A 16,848-nucleotide genomic window follows, 5' to 3' on the forward strand; every position below is an offset into this window, starting at 1 on the left:
TCCTGAAAGGTTGATGAAGGGGCTAATAGAGGGCGGAAGAGCGTTTAAAAACGGTTTTCTGCTGTTGTTGGATATGGTCGACGCTGGCCTGGGCCATGTTGCCGGATACCAGGGAGTAGCCGATGTAAGTAAAAAAAATGACGGAAATGGTCACTACAGCGATAACCCAGTAAGGAACCTGTCTTCGCATCCTGTTGATCAGGGCATGTCCGGGAAGGCCGACCGGAGCCAGCTGGCGTGGCGGCTGACCCCGGTACCCATCGATCTGGCTGCGCAGGTCCACCTGCAGGGCCATCAGCTTCTCAAGGCCTTTGACTTTATAGGCGCCTTCGAAACCAAGCTGCAGACAGTAGTAATAAAGTTCCAGCAGATGAAGATTTTCCTCCCCGCCCTGACGCAGGTTGGTCAGGCGTGTAAAGAACCCTTCGCCTGCCGTATGTTCCCCGAAAAAATCGAGCTGAAGAGGTTTGGCCATCCACTGCAGGCGGCCCGGCCAGGTTGAACTCAGGACCATTTCATCGATGAAGGCGGCCATGGCGTAGCGGGCATCTTTCTGCTCCACCATGCCGATCTGCAGATCAAAGGTCTTTTTCTCCATGGCGGCAAACTCCGCCAGAATGCGTTCACGAAAGCTGTCATCCAGAGTGGCGGCTTTCTGGTCATTTTTCAGGGGCGCCACCAGGGAAAACAAGACCTCACAGCATTGAAGAAGAGGGTTGTGGGGGGCGGTTCGGGATTGCGTTTGCATGTCAGTTATTCCTCAACCGTTACGAGTTTGACATCTGCCGTGCTGAACAGGTGGGGCAGATAGATCGCCAGGGTGCCCTCGGTTTTAATCTGGGCCCAAAAGTCACCCCGGGCTTCGAGTCGAAAATATTCATAGCCGCTGCGGGTGGATAGCTTTGCCGGCGGTCGCTGGGTGTGAATGAGTCGTACCCCGGGCAGGGCCGTGGCCACCACGGTTTCGATGACGCTGCGAGGCGTCACCTTGACCTGGCGGGCGAAGTCGGTAATCCAATTGGGGTCATCCGACTCGTAGAGCGCCTCCAGAAAGAAGGTGTGCTGACTGAAGACCGCTTCGGGAATTTCATGGCAGCACAGAAGGCTGCTGCTTTCCCTTTCAAGGTCGAGCGACGACGGTTTGCTGGTGCTTTTGATCTCCAGCAGACTCGTGAGCATACCCTCAAGTCGTTGGAATATTAGAGTCAGTTCTTCCTGGTTGTAAGGCGGGATGAAGTCGATGGTCAGTTCGCTGTGGTGGGTGCAAAACGCCCCGAGGCTCTGGCACAGAAGCCGGTACAGCTGTTCTGGGTGCAGGTCGGGGTTTTGGTGCAGATGTCGCAGCTGCGGGATCGCCATGTTGAGGTTGCGCAGCAGATTGTCGCTGCCGGGGTCGGCTTTGGCGAATTGGGCCGAGCCGCCGTCGCAGCCCGCCCGGGTCTGCTCAATCTGTTTCCGTTTGGCGTTCAGGGAGTCAACCATGCGGCCAAGGCGCTGCAGCAGTACCGGCGAGGCGGCTATCCGGCAGACGGGAGGAATGAACCCTTCCGTCAGTCGGTAGTGATGGTCGCCGTCGTGGATGACTTCGGCGATTTTAAGGCGCAGAAAGGGCTGCGTGGCCTGTTCGCCGGATAGCAGATGCAGATTGGGTTTGGCCAGCAGGATCTCCCGCTTGCGGCTGGCATCGAAACTGTCCTCCAGGTCGCGATAGTTCGCCAGCCAGCCACTGGCCTGGTTGCGTTGTGGGTAGCCGGAGATTCCGGCGACGTGCTGGTTGGAGGGAACCGCCAGATAAATGGCCAGAGGTTCGCCGGCCGGCGCTTTCAGCTCACAGGAGAGCGGCTCATCCACCGAAGAGTGATATTCGGCCAGCCGTCCATCCTGAAAAAGTATTCTGGCCTCAAGCAGTTGAAAACGCCCCAGGCTCAATGCTTCCTGGTCGATCGCCAGGGAGATGACCCCCCAACAGAAGGGGTTCAAAAGGGACTGCAGCATATGTTGTGCCCGTTCCCGCTGGCTATCCCATGCCTGAAAGTGCTGTTGGCTCAAAAAGAGGCCTTCGGCCCAAACGACTTTATTCATACAGCGCTTCCATGGCCGGCCCGGCTTTGTCTTTTGAAATCATCTTCCGTTGCATGGGTGCCCTCAGTTCACAAGGCGAAGACTGTTGTCTTGCAGCAAGGCTTCAAGATTGGTGGAAAGATCGATCCATAGAAAAGAACGGTCGGCCCGTTTGATGACCCGCCAGTTATTGTCCGCCTGATTGTGAAAGGCGGCCATGACGCCGACGAATTGGGCTTGGTCATGGCGTTCAATTTCCAGTTTCTGTTGGGAGGCCGGATCCAGGGTCAGAATTTCTTTACGCAGCAGTTGGTTGCCCAAAACAGAAGTTTCCGATTTCCACAACTCGTCAAACGTGGCGCTTTCAAATGCTTTGTTATCGCGAAGCTGGTAGATCCGTACCACGACCGGCAACGCCTCTTTGTGCTCGTTCATGTTGAGGGTGGCCGTGGAGGACAGGCTGACTTTCACCTTGGGGGCGGAACAGCCGCCCAGCAAGCAGGCGGTCAGTACAGCGAGAAGAAAGACGATCATGGAATGATTTTTGTTCATGGCGGCTCCTTGAAGGCTGATAGCTATTGGACCGGAAGGGGGGTGGCGAGTCGATTCCGGTACGCGATGTATTCTTTAACGAAACCACTGACGATCAGTTCCTGGTGGCGAAGATAGTCGTTTTCGCGGTAGTTGCGGTGCAGGCGGCTGTAGCTCAACCAGGCGAAGGGACGCCAGCCGAAGAGGCTGAAGGTACGGGAACGGATGCTGGCGGGAGACAGCTTCTCAAGCGATTCCTTGGCTACGCCGTCGAGGGCCCCATGCAGCGCCAGTTGATGGGCAATCAGGTCGTGCAGGACCCCTGAGAGGTTCTTTTGCCCTTCCTCCTTGTCGTTCAGCCAGCCCAGCAGCACCTGCTCAAATTCAGTTTGCCCAAGAGAAGCGGCCTCATGGCTGAAGACTCGGCTGTGAGGCAACCCGAATTCGACTGAGAAGCGCCGCTGTCCTTCGATTAATCTGGCCAGTCCGCCACAGACCGCCAGAAGAGCGCTTTCAGCCGATGACTTCACCTCGACGGGCCGATTTAAGGTTTTATGGCGACCAGAAATGGCACAGTTCAACATGGCAGTTCGTCCTTAATGTTGGCCGAGTAGTTTGCCTCGGCCACTGCTGGTTTGCGGTGTTGTCTCTTGATATTAAAAAGGTTAAATTTTAGCGCTTTTTTATAGTGCCATGGGGCTTTGGCTAAAAGACATGTGATTACAGGTAATTGTTGCAGATTAAAAATTAGAGAAAGCTTAAATACATTCTTTCGAATATTGTGTCAAGCATATAAAATAAGAATTGATTAATTTAATAGAATGAATTATAAGACGCCTTTAAATTTTCTTGCCCTGCCAAGGCCCGGCTTTAGCCGCTCCAGGGAGGCAGGAAGGGGGAGTTCATGGAGGCGATGGCACACCAGTCGCGATTGCAGGTCCGGGTTGGCTCGAAGATGTTCCCGGTGGTGGCGCTGGTCGGAAAAGAGACGTTCAGCGAACCTTTCGTATTTCGCCTGACCGTTGTGTTTGCGGAAGACGAGCGTCTGGCATCCCTGTTGGGTGATTCGGCAGAGCTGATGATGAAATCGACAGACGGGCTCGAGCGCCGCGTCAATGGGGTGGTCAGCGCCGCCAAACAGACAGCGGCTTCAGAAGACGGGCAGAGTATAGGTGAATTGACGCTTGCGTCCCGATTGGCGAGTCTGCAACGGCGTACCGATTGCCGCTTGATTGTGGGCCTCACCCTGCCGGAGATTGTCGAGCAGACCCTGTGCCGACATGGAATCCCTCAAAGCAGTCTCCATACCCATTGGAGTCGAAACTATCACGTCCGTTCCGCCACCTTGCAGGCGCAAGAGAGTGATTTCGACTTTTTAAGCCGCCTTTGCAGTCAGCAGGGGATCTTTTTCTGGAGTGAGTCCGTCGAAGGCGATGAGCTGATTCACCTGGCAGACCATGACCAGGATTTTACCTTCCTTTCCCGTCCCCCCCTGCGTTACCGGCAGGCGCCGACCCCGGTGACTGATGGTCTCGCGGCGGCCAGCGATGCCATTGTCTCCTTGAGTCTCAGCGCCAGTCTGACGCCGGAGCGTTTTATCGTTCATGATGTCTGCGAGAATCAGCCGGGTGAGTCCCTGGAAGGGCAGAGCCTGGCGCAAGCGGCCGAGCGAACGGGCCAAAAAACAGTGGATGTCCGTTTCGGGGTTGGAGCCCTTCATGTGGAGGAGGCGGAGCATGCAGCGCTGGTGCGGTCTCAGCAAGCGGTTCGGCAGGCGATGGAGCTGCGATTAAGCAGTCATGCCGCCGATCTGCAAATCGGTTGTCTGGTGCATATCGAGGCCGATGAATGCGGGGCTGGTATCAGCGGCGACTACCTCATCACCGCTATCGAACATCAGGCCAGTCAGGCCGCCGGACTGGGGCTTGGCGGTGAAAACGACTGCCCCTACACCAACACCGTAACACTTATTCCGCGGGGAACCCCTTGGCGACGCACCTGGCTCAGCCACCCTCATCTCCCCATGACCTTCTCCGCCCGCATCGAAAGCAGGCAGGAAACACCCCTGATCGATGAATCCGGACGCTATCGTTATCGCCAGGTGGCCAGCGGCGAAGTAGGATCCCCTGGTGAAAACTCCGCCTTTGTGCGGCGCCTGCAGCCCTATGTCAGCGGAGGAAGAAATGAGACAGCCGGCTGGCACACGCCTCTGCATGATCAGGCTGAAGTGTTGGTGAGTTGCCTCAACAACGATCCAGACCGCCCCATGATTGTGGGTAGCTTGCCCAATCCGGACACCCCCTCCGTTGTCAACGGCGAAGAGCCATGGCTCAATCGACTGCTGACTGCCGCAGACAACGAACTCTGCTTCAGTGATCGCCGTGACGCCAGTGCCATTACCCTGCGCACCTTCGCGGGACAAAATATGCTCCATCTCGATGCCGCTCTGGCCGAACACCGCCTCCGCCTGGCCAGTGAACAAGGGTTGGTTACGTTCTATGCCAAGAAAACCCAACATATCCACAGTGGGGACACTTTCACAGAGAAGGTCGGCCAGGACCGCGTGCAGACCGCAAAAAACAGTCATGCGACCAGAACGAAAAACGGCAAGATTCATTATCAGTCGGCCCGGGATGCCCACTTGCAGGCAGCCGCTGGCATCCAGTTGCAGGCAGGCAGCCATATAGAAGCCCGCTGCCGGGAAGATCTGGGTCTCGACATTGAGCAAAGCACTCGCATAAACGTCCAGCACGGCAACGCCGTCATCCGCGTGAATAGCGGCACTCTCACCGTACAGGCCGGTCAGGCTATCGACATCAAAGGCAACGGCGGCGGCCTCATCACCATCGGCCAGAACGGCGGCGGCATTGAAATGGCCCCCAACGGCGATGTCACCCTGTTTGGCAAGGCCATCAGCTTTAAAACCGGCGGTCGGGTCAGCCTGAATGGTCAGGTGAATATGGATGTGACCAGTCCGCCAACCATGGTATTGCCTTCGGCCAGGGAGCCAGGACATGTGGGAGCAATTCAGCGATTACATGCTTTGGAGAGTGCCAAGATTTTCAACCTGGCTTGGAGTCAGGCGCGGATTTCCGTTGCAGAGGAGGTAGGGGCCTGTTTCACTGTGAGGAATTTCGAAGGCGGTGAAAAAGTCAAGGTAACTGTTTTCGAAGCAAAACCTGGGGGTGAGTGGCAGGAGGTTGACCGTCTGTTTGGGACACTACCTGATGGCTCAGGATATTGCCAGCTTCCTTGGCAACGTGAGGAAAAAGAGGTGGCGCAAGATCTTATCATGGACGAAGTGGCGGGTGACCAACGTCCCCTGATATACGCATTTAAGGTAGCTATTAACGGCGTCATGTCAGAGATGTCACCGCAATTGAATCTGTGTGCAGATATTCAGTTTTCAGTCGAGGATGAAAGTGGCCATTCTCTGGAAGACGGTGCCGAGGTTCGCCTTACGGATGCTGAAGGCCAACAGCACTTTTCACAGGTAAAAAAGGGAATAGCTCTGTTTGAACGCGTTATTATCGGTCCTTGGCAGCTTCATCTGGACACCGACAACCTGATCATTGAAAGAGGAGGACAGCCATGAACGCAAGAGCCTTTGTTCCCACCGCCAGTCCCGTCTTTCGACCTGGCTGTTTCAAGAAAAGATATCAGTTTAAAGTCAGGCATTTGTTTCCTCCGGTGATTGTCAACCTGAGAGAAGATGCCAATCCTGCCCTTGATTCTAACGCCCGCGATCACCTCAGGCCGGAGGAAATCCGCTATTTTAAAGAGAATGGCAATAATGTCGTCATTTTTATTCACGGATTCAATGTTGAATACGGACAATATTCACATCATGTCGAGCTGTCCCAGTGGGGTTTTGATACAATTCGCAATCGCCCCATGGAGCCGAAGATAATTTATTCTTCGAGGCCCGCTAACACTTACCGTGATTTAGGAGTTCTCAAAAATCAATATGCCCATTGGCAGGTTGAGAATCCAAACCTATTTAACGATATTGCCATGGCGGACCTTAATGGCACAGGCGCCCATGCCTGGTATCTTCATATGGAAGACAACCTCAATCGCGCTACTGGCCAATTTGACAGGACCAACTATCAAAAATACTCTCGCATGATCCATCTGGCTTGGTCCGGCGATGTTTTTGCTCTCGACTACATGGCTGCTGAAACCACTGCCAATAAAGCGGGATTCGGATTGGTGCGTCTGGTCGATCAGCTAGTCTCAGAGGGCATTTCTGTTAACATCATTGCACACAGCCTCGGCAATCGTGTGCTGCTAGTAGCCATGAATATACTGGGGCAGATGCCCGGACGTCATGAGAGTATTGCCCACGCTTTTATGTGGCAGCCTGCCGTGCCTGATACGGCCCTGTCCAATGATCCTGAAAAGGATACGAGTGTGCTACGCAACTGGAATTTCGTACACGCCCATCGCGCCGCCAAGAAAATCGTGGTGCTTTATTCCAGTCAAGACAACATTCTTGGGCCCTACCAAGACAAGGATTCTCGCCGTGAAGACTGGGAGGCCGGCCAACACGGTGAGGCCAGAAGTGGACAAATCGGCGGTATTTATCGTATTGCAACCAGCGCGGGGGTTCCAGGAACACAACTATTTTATGCACCTTGGAGTGTCTCAGCGCTCTATGCACGAAATCTGTTGAAGGATAATCTGCCCAAAATCGAGCAAGCTCTTTATGAAGAAATCGCCAAAGATACCAATGGGCTTTTTAACGAAAGTCATATCCCCATTTGGCCGCCTAAAGTCTTACCGGCTTTGGGGGCGTTGATTTATTTGTGCCACATGAGCCGGGAATTGGCCGATGACGCTATGAAAACCTTTCGAGCACTGGCTAGGGCGGACTATGAGGTCAAGAAACCGCGACCTGCTATGGGGTATGGGGGGCCGGCGATGGAGGATCGGTTTATGAGAAGACTTTACAGTGACGGCAAGCTGATCCCGGTGGATCAAAGTCGCTGGTTGTTCGATCATTCGGGGATGAAGATTCCGAGTGATTTGCTGTTTGAGAAGGTTTACAAGGAAGAAATTGTTGAAAGAATGAAACGTTCAACAGGTTTCGGGAGCTTTTAATGTGCAGGCGGTTATTTTTCTGGTTTTTTGTTTTATTAGCTGTCTCGGCATGCAAACCCCATTCTCAAGAGGCTACGGCGCAGAGCGGCGGGCCCGCCGTCGTCGTGAGTGTCTCCAGTGATGGTCGCTTCGCTCTGAGCTCCCACCTGGATAATCGAATTGTGCTTTGGAATCTGGAGCGCAAAGAAAAATTTCTCGTGTCAGAGAATGCCAATATCTACAGTGCTTATTTTGTCCGTGGAGCCGAGCTATTTCTTTGGCAGGGTCTCAACGATGTGGTTCATGTCCAGGGGGTGAATAAAGAGGAGTTCGACTCATTTCCTCATTTTCCGACCTATGGGCACGTGTTGAGTGCCGATTTGAAGCATTATGTGAGTTGTGATGTGGACTGGAATCTTTTTTATGATTCAGGGGATGCCATGAAACACGTGAAGCAAGATGGGGACTCCCCAAGTTTTTTAGGACAAGGAAAGTTGCTTAATCTTACTCTCGCCGATGAGGGGAATTTGCTTCTATCGGCAGGGAGAGGCTTTGATGTCCCTGATAATCTTCCGATCACTGCTGAAGGAGCCGTTCGCCCCGAGCAGACGTACTCAGATTATGCAGGTGTTGTTCTGTGGGATATTTCATCAGGAAGACCGCTGTTTAAATTTCCTGGCAATTCTGCCAAAACAAACGCTACCTTGAGCCCCAATGGGCAATATGTAGTCAGTGGATGCGAGGGAGGTTCGTCGTTTGTATGGGAAGCTAGCTCTGGTGAACTTCTACATGAAGATGCAAGTCTTTACCATGGAATCCTAAACAAGAACGATTCGGATGATTACGAGAATTGGACCTTCGACGATACGGGGCTCATTCCCCCTCCAAACGATTTAAATGCAAGTGTTGGTGGCGCCACTCTCGCCATCAAATTCATCGACCCGCAACACTACCTTCGCTTCCTCACCTATTCCCCCTACGCCGTGCTTTACCACATCGACAACCCCCTGCCTTTGAAATACCTCTACCTGGGCCGCGATCCCCTGCCCGCCGTGCGTGACTACCATCGCAACGCCGCCATGGACACGGCGCCTGACGCGGGCATTCTGGTCATGGGCCAGCAGTACGGTGGCGGTATTATTGTCTATAGGTACGATTCCGAAACACAAGAACTCAACAAAGTGTGGGAGGGGGATCGGCAGTAAAGGCAAACTTTTTTACCTGGATACAACCGGTCAATCTACTTGATGGCCTTTTTTTAACTGACTTGAAGCATGGGAAGCTGTCGAAATCTTACGGAGAGTTTATGTTTTTTGAATTTATTCCAAGAGCTTATCGCATGGTATTGATTGTTTCAGCATTGGCACTGCTCGGTTTCTCAGCCATGAGTACTATTGGCAATCTGGCCCTTTTCACAATGGTGATGTGAGAACCCTTGTCTGTTCTGTTGCATGCAACGGCCAACGCATTCGGGGTGGTCTTGCTCAGTCTTGTTTCCTGTGTCTTTTTGGCTAAAAAGGCAAAAAAGCTAAAAAGTTCCAGCAGTTTAAGTGCCATCGCTTTGATTGCGCAGGTGATGAGCATTACTGGTTTTTTCCTCGCCATTCCTTGGCTGTATCACGCCATGACAGCTTCATATTCATGGCGGCAGCATACGCGTTATGGTCTTGATGCCCCTTTTGCCTTCTGGGTATACTTGCTGGCAGCGGGGATCATTCTTCACGAAATCTCGCAAATGCAGCCTTTCAAGGGCGAAATGAAAAGGATGGCAAAATCGAATAAGCCCGAAATAATAAGTCCCAATAGCCCGCAAGTAGGCGGCGACAAAGACACCCTCTTTCCGTAACGGAACGCAAAGCGGGGACGGGCTGGTTTTTTTCAGGAAAAGGCAGCCTGTCCCCGTTTTTGTCCTTGACCGACTTTGACGATCTATTTCACCTACTTAACTTCACCTGTTGTTTCCATTGAATTAGCTATAAATTCAGCAAATTTGCTAATATCTCCATGTGAGCTTGCCGCTTCCAATGCCTCCATGTATTCCCCTCTGGTCTCCAGGCGGATAACTGTCCATGGATAGCCGCCCGAAGCGAGCATGGTGTTCATTAGGAAGCGGCCAAGTCTCCCGTTGCCATCAAAGTATGGATGGATGTAAACAAACATAAAGTGCCCCAGTACCGCACGTACTGCCGCAAGCGTTTCCTTTTCTAGAAGATTGCATAACTCGGGTATCATATCGCGAACTGCCTCAGGCGAAGGTGGGACATGCAACGCGTTCCGAATAAATACTTGACCGGAGCGGTAGCCGGCAAGGTCCTGAAGTCTGAGGAAGCCCGCATCAACGTTGGGGGCAAAAAGACTTCTATACCATGTCCCGTGGGCCACACTGAATGCTTCGCCAGGGTTCGCGCCGTTTAAGATAGTTCTTATTGTGGCTTTAACGTCATTGTGCGCGAGCCAATAACCATGAGCAGTCATTGCATCCTTTGTTTGTCTATCTGAATCGTTGTCACCAGGGCTCCAGTTGCCCGTCGCCACCTTTCTGATAATCTCATCTGTAACCCGATACCCTTCTATTGACAGGGAATGATATGCATCCGTTTGATACCTCTCTTCAATGTCGGCCATGAAGCGCTCAACATCTTGAGGTAGGCCAGGTTCTTTTGGGAACTTACTGATGACACTCTCTCTCATGTCTTTCCACATCAAGCGCATGCGCAGAACATAAGGAGACTGTCGCCTTGAAAATTCCAGTTTTGGAGGCTCGACTGTGAAGGGGTTTTTTTCATTGACAACATAACCGGCAACTCGCATCGTTGCCAAAATTTCATCGGCGATCTTACGACGACCAACTGCTCTAAAGGCTCCAGCTAGCCTACCAGCAATACTGCTGTGGCCTCCCTCAAGCAAAAGGTGGTTAATTTCGGATGCATCGGAAAGTCGATGCAGCGCTATTTGCGCGTCTCGGGCATAACTTGAAAAAAAAGCATCGGGCACGCGGGCAAGGGCCACAGGGAGGGGAAGCGCTCGTATGCCGTCAATTAATTCAATCTGTTTTCCGGTTGCTAGCTGAGCAGATTGATAGTCGAGAATTGAGCACCCCTCTGGTAGGCTCAGCAGACCATTCTTGCCCTTTGGACCATAGACAACAATCTGCTTCGGGAGAACAGTGGCTCCAGCGTGTAGTAGCAATGAATATTCAGGAGATACATGCCAATCCTCCCCAAACCTTTCAGAGCAGTAGCCTCGGATAAAATCTTTCATGGATGCATGCCAGAGGGTACTGACACCTGAATGCTCCTCAGGCCGAGAGGGCATGTACCACCCTTTAACAACCAATTGAAGGAATCCGGCCCTTACGAGAGATTCGCGTTGAATTCTAGTCAGGTCAGACGATTTTATTACTGTTTTCCCTGAATCCTGCAGGTCCTTCATTGCCGATAGGGCATCTGCTAGTTTTCGTTGAGATGGTGGTATTGACATAACTATTCCCGCTTATTTGCTCGCATTTTCTCTGGTATCTAGGTTATCGTGTCTTACGATATCTAGATTATTGTGCATTGTCAATGCTAGACTATTCTGCCTTGAGACACAAAACGGGGACTACCCCTTGATCGTCCAATCGTGCTAAAGTTTGGCTTTACCCAAGAAAAGAGAGGTTTTTATGTCCAACACTCTTGCTCTTGAAGCTGACCTGCATGTGCACACGGTGGCTTCGGGCCATGCCTTCAGTACGATTGGTGAGATTACCCTGGCTGCGGCGGCCAAGGGGCTCAAGGCCGTGGGGATGACGGATCATGGGCCGGCTTTGCCGGGAGGACCGCATCCCTATCACTTTGCCGCCTTGCGCTTTATCCCTGAATATCTCAACGATGTCCGCGTATTGCGAGGTGTCGAATCCAATATCCTCGGCAAGAACAAGCTTGACCTGCCCGACCCTCTGCTGGATCGTCTGGACCTGGTGCTGGCTGGTTTTCACGAGGGTTGCGGTTTCGACAACAAGGGGGTCAAGGCCAATACCCGCGCTGTCCTCGCGCTCATGGAGAATCCGCGCGTCAACCTCATCTGCCACCCCGGCAACCCCAACTTTCCCCTCGACTATGCCGAGGTCGTGCGGCAGGCCGCCGCTACCCGCACGGCCCTGGAGATCAACAACGCCTCCTTCATTATCAGTCGTCGCGGCAGCGTCGGCAACTGCCGAACCATCGCCCGTCTCTGTGCCGAACACGATGCGCCCATTGCCGTGGGCAGTGACTCGCACATCGCCCAGGGTGTCGGCGAGTTTACCGAAGCGCTGGCCGTTCTGCAGGAAGAGGGCGTGCGCCTGGAGCAGATCGTCAACCGCACTTTGGCCTCGACCTTGTCCTTTCTCGGGCTTGACGCTTAAAATTCCCCCTCTCTTTTCCCCAACTTCCATAAAAAAACCCGGCTGCTGGCGCAGCCGGGTGCATTTCATTGCAACATGGTGTGTGGAGGCAGATTAAAACTTGTAACCCAGGGCGAGATAGCCACGAAAGACGTCGCCATCCTCGTTTCCATACACGTACATCTGATCGCTTTCAAAGATCTCATAGGTCGCCGAAGCGGTGGTGTAAAGACGATCGGTGAAAGCGTAGGTGCCGCCCAGGGTAAATTCATACTGGGTGTATTCCAGGTCGGAATAGCTGGTGATCAGGTTGTTCAGCTCCCAGTTGTCGTAGTTGACTGAAGCGTATTGGCCAGCAGCCTCAATACCGGTCTCGGAGAGAGGGGTTGAGGGATCATTTTCACCATAAAGCTGAGCTCTTTCGGTGAAACGCCAGTCCCAGCTGTCCTTGGCGAGGTTGAAAATGGCGCTGGCATTCATGCGCAGCTTTTCCGTGGCCTGATAGTCCATGTTGAGCGCAAGGGTGTTGACTTTCGAATCGTACTCGGAGGTGTTGCAGATCGAGCCAAACTGGCCCGACGAGACGTCGTTCGCTCAGCCATGGTACCAGCCGACACACATCTTGTTCTCGGTTTCCTGCTTGTTGAAGGTGTAGGCCAGGGTCAGGTTCATCTTGCCGTTGGGGGCGTACCAGAGGCTGACACCGGGAACATAGGTGGTCTGTTCGTAGCTCACCCGGTCATTTTCCTGATAGCGAACACGGGCGAAGGCGTTGGCGGCCAGGTTGTGGCGGGCGGCCCAGGTGACATTGACCTTGGCTTCGTGTACATCCTCAGGCAGGCTGGTGGACTCCAGCTGGCGGTTGGGGTAGACATCAGTCCAGTACCAAGTTTTTTCGGCATCCGTTGCTGAGAAATCTACTGTGTTGTAATACCAGAGGCCAGAACCGAGAGGATCCGCAATGGCGCCGCCAGCGAGGTCACCCTGGGCGATGCCGACGTGGGCACCGGCAAAGGGCTCGTCGATATTCTGGTACTCATAACTGGCGCGGCCGGAGAAAGCCTTGTTGAAGCGGGTTTTAATCGCTGCCTTCACCGTATGGGTCGTGGTCTCGCCCAGCTCTTCCTCGTCGCGCTCGACTTCTTCATACTCATAGCCGAGGCGCAGGGTCGTGGCTTTGCTCAGCCGATAGACTGCATCGAGACCCAATTCGCTGACGTCGCGAGCTTCGGCGGAATGCCAGGCGTCGGTATTGGTTCCGGGCCAGGCCGTTGCCGCCGCTGCGACATCGCGGGCAGGGTAGTAGATCGCATTATCCTTGACGTCGATCTGATAGAGCTGACCACGCAGGGACAGGCGGAGGTTTTTGCCGAATTTAGTCGACAGCTTGGCCCCGAAAGATTCGTATTCGCTTTCCAGTTTGCTGCTGCCGAGCAGATCGTACTCCGTCTCGGTTTCAGCTTTGGAGCTTTCGATGTCCGACTTCACGTAGCTGGAGCTGATGACGGTGTCGCCGCTCAGGTCCACGCGGGCCTTCAAGGCGTGGCTGTCTTTTTGCGAGTCAGGTGTGCGGGCAAAAGCGTAGTCGCCGTTTTCGTACAGCAGATTGTACGCTGTGGGATTGCCTGCATCTTCATAGTATTTGGTTGGCGCCGCACTGTCTTCTGTGAAGTTGCGGGTCAGATATTCGTAGTCGACGGTGAGCAGGCCGAACTTGCCGGTAGCGCCCAGGGTGTACTCTTCGGTGCGCTCGTCGATGTTCTTGCCGACGGCGGTGACGTGGCAGGAGTCGCACTTGGTGGTGGCGATGGCCTGCTCCAGTCCTTCCCGCGTCTCCATGCGCATGCCGGCATGGAAGGTGATGTTGGGCAGCATGGGCAGGGTCAGGCTGGCCTCGTTTTTAATCTCCCGACGGGTCACGATATAGTCGTTGCTGATTTCCTGCTCGTAGGCTTGGCGCGGATCATAGTTGAGGGTGCCGCCACCGACGGCGGTAACAGGCGTCGGCAGTTCAGCCAGTTCCGCCATGATCTTGTCGGTGGTGGTGCTGGGCTGGGAGCCCCCCACATCGTCACGGGCGGTGGCGCCAAATTGGTCCAGGGTTTCATGATCCTTCCAGTGCTCGAAGGACTCATACGAGCCATCGACCCGCAGCATGCGCTTGAAGTCGATTTCGTAGCCATGGGTCTGATCGCGATGTCCCTTGGTCTCGCTGTCGATCAGAAAGCGCAGGTTATCGCTCAGGTACTCCAGTTCGAGTTTCGGGGCGACATTGACCCCGTCATCCGACCGGTATCCGGTGTATTCTTGGGCACGTGCAGGGTTGTCCTTGACATCGACCACTGTGGCGCCGATCTCCACGCTGCCGCTGAAATGGTCGGAAGATTCTTCCGCCACCGCCAGCGTGGAGGTCGCCATCAGCGTCAGGGCGGACAACAATGCAAGCAGCCAGGTACGGCTTTGCTTCATGGGTTTGCCTCCTTAAACGTCTGTTAACGGGTCAGGCCGCCACCGCTAAGCGGTTGGGACGGGTAATCACTGCCATGGACCACTTTGTGGCAGGTGGTGCACTTGGTGCCGAAAGAGGTCTGAAACCCTTCATTGCCATGGACGTTGACGATGTCAGCAATGGCCTGAGCCTCAGGCGTCGTTGCCGTCTGTCCGGTGGCAGGTACGGGGACCGTATAATTGGATTCCCTCAGCATGTGGAAGTGGCCTTCATGGCACTGCATGCACAGGAAAGGCTCGTTCTGCACCAGCAGGTTGTTGGCCACGCTGCCGTGGGGGTTGTGGCAGATGGTGCAGTCGTCCTCAACGGGGGCATGACCAAAGACGAAGGGACCCTGATAACGGGTGTGGCAGTTGAGGCACAGGTCATTGGTGCGCTCATCGGTATTGAGTTCGCCGTGGGCATTGTGGCAGCTGGAGCAGTTCATCTTGCCCTCATCGAGGGGGTGATGAGAGGGGAATTTGGACTGGGCCATCTGCTCCTGGTGACAGCCGTAGCACAGCTCGGGATCGGCCTTCTTCAGGTAGGCCTTCAGGGACTTGTCCTGGGTGTGCATGGTGTGGCAGTCGGTGCAGCCGACATCGGCCAGGGCGTGCTGGCTGTGGGTCCAGTCCATGAGCTTGCCGCTGGTGTGGCAGAGGGCGCAGAGGGCGGCGGACTCGTCGGCCGTCAGCTTGGCGGGGTTGAGAATCTTCTCGGTGTCGCCGCCGCCGTCGACATGCAGGCTGCCGGCGCCGTGGCAGGACTCGCAGCCGTTCTGGCCACCCATCAGTTCAAAATCGGCCAGGCGGCCGTGCACATTACCGGCCATCGAGGCGGCCTTGTCGTCATGGCAGCCGGCACAGGTTTCCTGGCCAACGATGGTGGCGCCATCGATCTTCGGCAGGGTCAGCATCTTTTCCCTTATGGTCCCGGTAGCGCAGGCCCCCAGGATGAGCATAAGGGGAAGAAGCCGCACCAGCCATTTGGCTTTGGTTTGAAGCAACTTCCTTGACATGTGTTCTCCTTTCGTAACTTCTCCATTCGCTGTGTTGCTTGTGAATGCTCCGATTGGCATGAGATCAGAGTTTGATGATGTGCTATCTCCCTCCTTTCCGTGATACGTTGGCGATAAGGGTTTGTCTTGCGAGGCTTCTGCCGGGCAGGAAGGCAGACGCAATAACCCCATGTTTTACCGTGGAACCGCTTGTAAGATACGTTTCTGCGGTGTTATGGTAAAGCCAATGTTTCTAATGCTGGCATAAGAGAAAATTCTATTTTAAATCGATATATCAGGCATTTAGAATGTTTGGAATTTGAATATTCATACGTATAGATTCCAACATGCATGCTCGGTAAATCGCTGTCCGAAAGGGCTGGACAATGGAAACGCGTTATCTGAAAACCCTGCTGAAGGCCTGTGAGACGGGGAGTTTTTCGCGGGCGGCGGAAGAGCTGCACATCACCCAGTCGGCGGCGTCGCAGCGAGTCAAGTTTCTGGAGGAATCCTATGGCCAACAGCTGCTGGATCGCAGCGGGCCGGTGCTGGTGCCGACGGAGGCGGGAGCCCTGGTGCTGGCGGCGGCCCGAGAAATTCTTGCAAGAGAGAACGAGCTGGCCGAGGGCCTCAAGCGACTCAAGGTGGGCAAAAGGCTGTCCATCTGCTGCACGCCGACCTTTGGCATGGCCCATCTGCCGGGGGTGCTGAACGATTTCGTCATGCAGAATGCCGACGTGGCCGACCTCAAGTTCATTTTCAAGCAGCCGGCCGAAGCCATCAAGGGGGTGCAGGACAAGGAGTACGATCTGGCGGTGATCGAGCATTGCGATGCCCCCCTGCTCAAGAGCTTCGCCTGCCATGCCCTGCCGGATGACGAGCTGGTATTTATCAGCGCGCCCGGCCTGAAGCTGCCATCAGGTGAACTGGAGATCGGCCAGCTGCTGGAGCTGCGTCTTTACGCCCGGCGGGACGGTTGCAGCTCGAAAAACCTGCTGACCCGCAATCTGGCGGCCGTGGGGGTGGGGATCGACGACTTCCGCACGGTGGTCATCTCCGATGATCTGCGACTTTCCATCGAGTCCGTGCTCGCGGGCGGCGGAGTGTCCTTCGTCTCGCGCAGCCTCGTGCAACGCCACCTTGATGAAGGACGTCTGTGCGCCCACTATGTAAAAGGATTTCAGCATCACCGCGAACGTACCCTGTTTTACGATGCAGGTCGCACGGATGAACCCCTGCTGGCCAACTTTGTCGCCTGCGTTTTTGCCCTTTTTAAGGACAGAAAAGAGAACGGTTTTGTCCCTATTCAGGTGCGGCCCTGACGAT

General features: G+C 54.3%; 14 protein-coding genes. 7 read left to right on the plus strand and 7 right to left on the minus strand.

Annotation, left to right across the window (positions count from 1 at the left end; all coding sequences use genetic code 11):
• Positions 1–22: 22 nt before the first annotated feature.
• From icmH to MJO47_RS04545, 4 genes are all read right to left on the minus strand, one after another.
• Positions 23–748: a type IVB secretion system protein IcmH/DotU gene (gene icmH, locus MJO47_RS04530; RefSeq protein ID WP_253959924.1), complete on the minus strand. Its 726-nt coding sequence runs from the start codon at positions 746–748 to the stop codon at positions 23–25.
• A 5-nt stretch (positions 749–753) separates the two neighbouring features.
• Positions 754–2,082 (minus strand): type VI secretion system baseplate subunit TssK, encoded by a 1,329-nt coding sequence (gene tssK, locus MJO47_RS04535; RefSeq protein WP_253959925.1) that lies wholly within the window; start codon positions 2,080–2,082, stop codon positions 754–756.
• A gap of 63 nt (positions 2,083–2,145) precedes the next feature.
• On the minus strand, positions 2,146–2,613 hold the full coding sequence (gene tssJ / locus MJO47_RS04540; RefSeq protein ID WP_253959926.1) for a type VI secretion system lipoprotein TssJ: 468 nt from the start codon (positions 2,611–2,613) through the stop codon (positions 2,146–2,148).
• 23 nt (positions 2,614–2,636) lie between these two features.
• The gene (locus MJO47_RS04545; protein ID WP_253959927.1) at positions 2,637–3,176 is read right to left on the minus strand and encodes a type VI secretion system-associated FHA domain protein; all 540 of its coding nucleotides are present in this window, start codon (positions 3,174–3,176) and stop codon (positions 2,637–2,639) included.
• Positions 3,177–3,496: 320 nt separating this feature from the next.
• On the opposite strand from MJO47_RS04545, the gene MJO47_RS04550 reads away from it, so the two are divergent.
• The 5 genes from MJO47_RS04550 to MJO47_RS04565 all read left to right on the plus strand — a co-directional run bounded on the left by MJO47_RS04550 (position 3,497) and on the right by MJO47_RS04565 (position 9,520).
• Positions 3,497–6,187: a type VI secretion system Vgr family protein gene (locus MJO47_RS04550; protein WP_253959928.1), complete on the plus strand. Its 2,691-nt coding sequence runs from the start codon at positions 3,497–3,499 to the stop codon at positions 6,185–6,187.
• Positions 6,184–7,695 (plus strand): alpha/beta hydrolase, encoded by a 1,512-nt coding sequence (locus MJO47_RS04555; RefSeq protein WP_253959929.1) that lies wholly within the window; start codon positions 6,184–6,186, stop codon positions 7,693–7,695. The genes MJO47_RS04550 and MJO47_RS04555 overlap by 4 nt, the downstream gene beginning before the upstream one ends.
• Positions 7,695–8,879 (plus strand): WD40 repeat domain-containing protein, encoded by a 1,185-nt coding sequence (locus tag MJO47_RS04560; RefSeq protein WP_253959930.1) that lies wholly within the window; start codon positions 7,695–7,697, stop codon positions 8,877–8,879. Before MJO47_RS04555 ends, MJO47_RS04560 begins: the two co-directional genes overlap by 1 nt.
• 101 nt (positions 8,880–8,980) lie before the next feature.
• Positions 8,981–9,103, plus strand: coding sequence for a hypothetical protein (locus MJO47_RS15460; RefSeq protein WP_256502261.1), 123 nt, complete (start codon positions 8,981–8,983; stop codon positions 9,101–9,103).
• Between the two features lie 6 nt (positions 9,104–9,109).
• On the plus strand, positions 9,110–9,520 hold the full coding sequence (locus MJO47_RS04565) for a hypothetical protein (RefSeq protein WP_253959931.1): 411 nt from the start codon (positions 9,110–9,112) through the stop codon (positions 9,518–9,520).
• A 92-nt stretch (positions 9,521–9,612) separates the two neighbouring features.
• Here the strand turns inward: MJO47_RS04565 and MJO47_RS04570 are convergent, their stop codons facing one another.
• A complete protein-coding gene (locus MJO47_RS04570; protein ID WP_371926626.1) occupies positions 9,613–11,154 on the minus strand; it encodes a Fic family protein in 1,542 nt (513 codons plus the stop codon).
• 181 nt (positions 11,155–11,335) lie between these two features.
• Here MJO47_RS04570 and MJO47_RS04575 point away from each other — a divergent pair, with 181 nt between their 5' ends.
• Positions 11,336–12,058 (plus strand): PHP domain-containing protein, encoded by a 723-nt coding sequence (locus tag MJO47_RS04575; protein WP_253959933.1) that lies wholly within the window; start codon positions 11,336–11,338, stop codon positions 12,056–12,058.
• 93 nt (positions 12,059–12,151) lie between these two features.
• Here the strand turns inward: MJO47_RS04575 and MJO47_RS04585 are convergent, their stop codons facing one another.
• Entirely contained in the window at positions 12,152–14,506 is a 2,355-nt protein-coding gene (locus MJO47_RS04585; protein ID WP_263046535.1) for a GSU2204 family CXXCH-containing (seleno)protein, read from the minus strand.
• 23 nt (positions 14,507–14,529) lie between these two features.
• Positions 14,530–15,543 (minus strand): GSU2203 family decaheme c-type cytochrome, encoded by a 1,014-nt coding sequence (locus MJO47_RS04590; RefSeq protein WP_253959936.1) that lies wholly within the window; start codon positions 15,541–15,543, stop codon positions 14,530–14,532.
• A gap of 365 nt (positions 15,544–15,908) precedes the next feature.
• On the opposite strand from MJO47_RS04590, the gene MJO47_RS04595 reads away from it, so the two are divergent.
• On the plus strand, positions 15,909–16,844 hold the full coding sequence (locus MJO47_RS04595; protein WP_253959937.1) for a LysR family transcriptional regulator: 936 nt from the start codon (positions 15,909–15,911) through the stop codon (positions 16,842–16,844).
• The last annotated feature ends 4 nt before the right edge of the window (positions 16,845–16,848 follow it).

This window comes from Desulfuromonas sp. KJ2020 (assembly GCF_024197615.1).
GTDB lineage: Bacteria > Desulfobacterota > Desulfuromonadia > Desulfuromonadales > SZUA-540 > SZUA-540.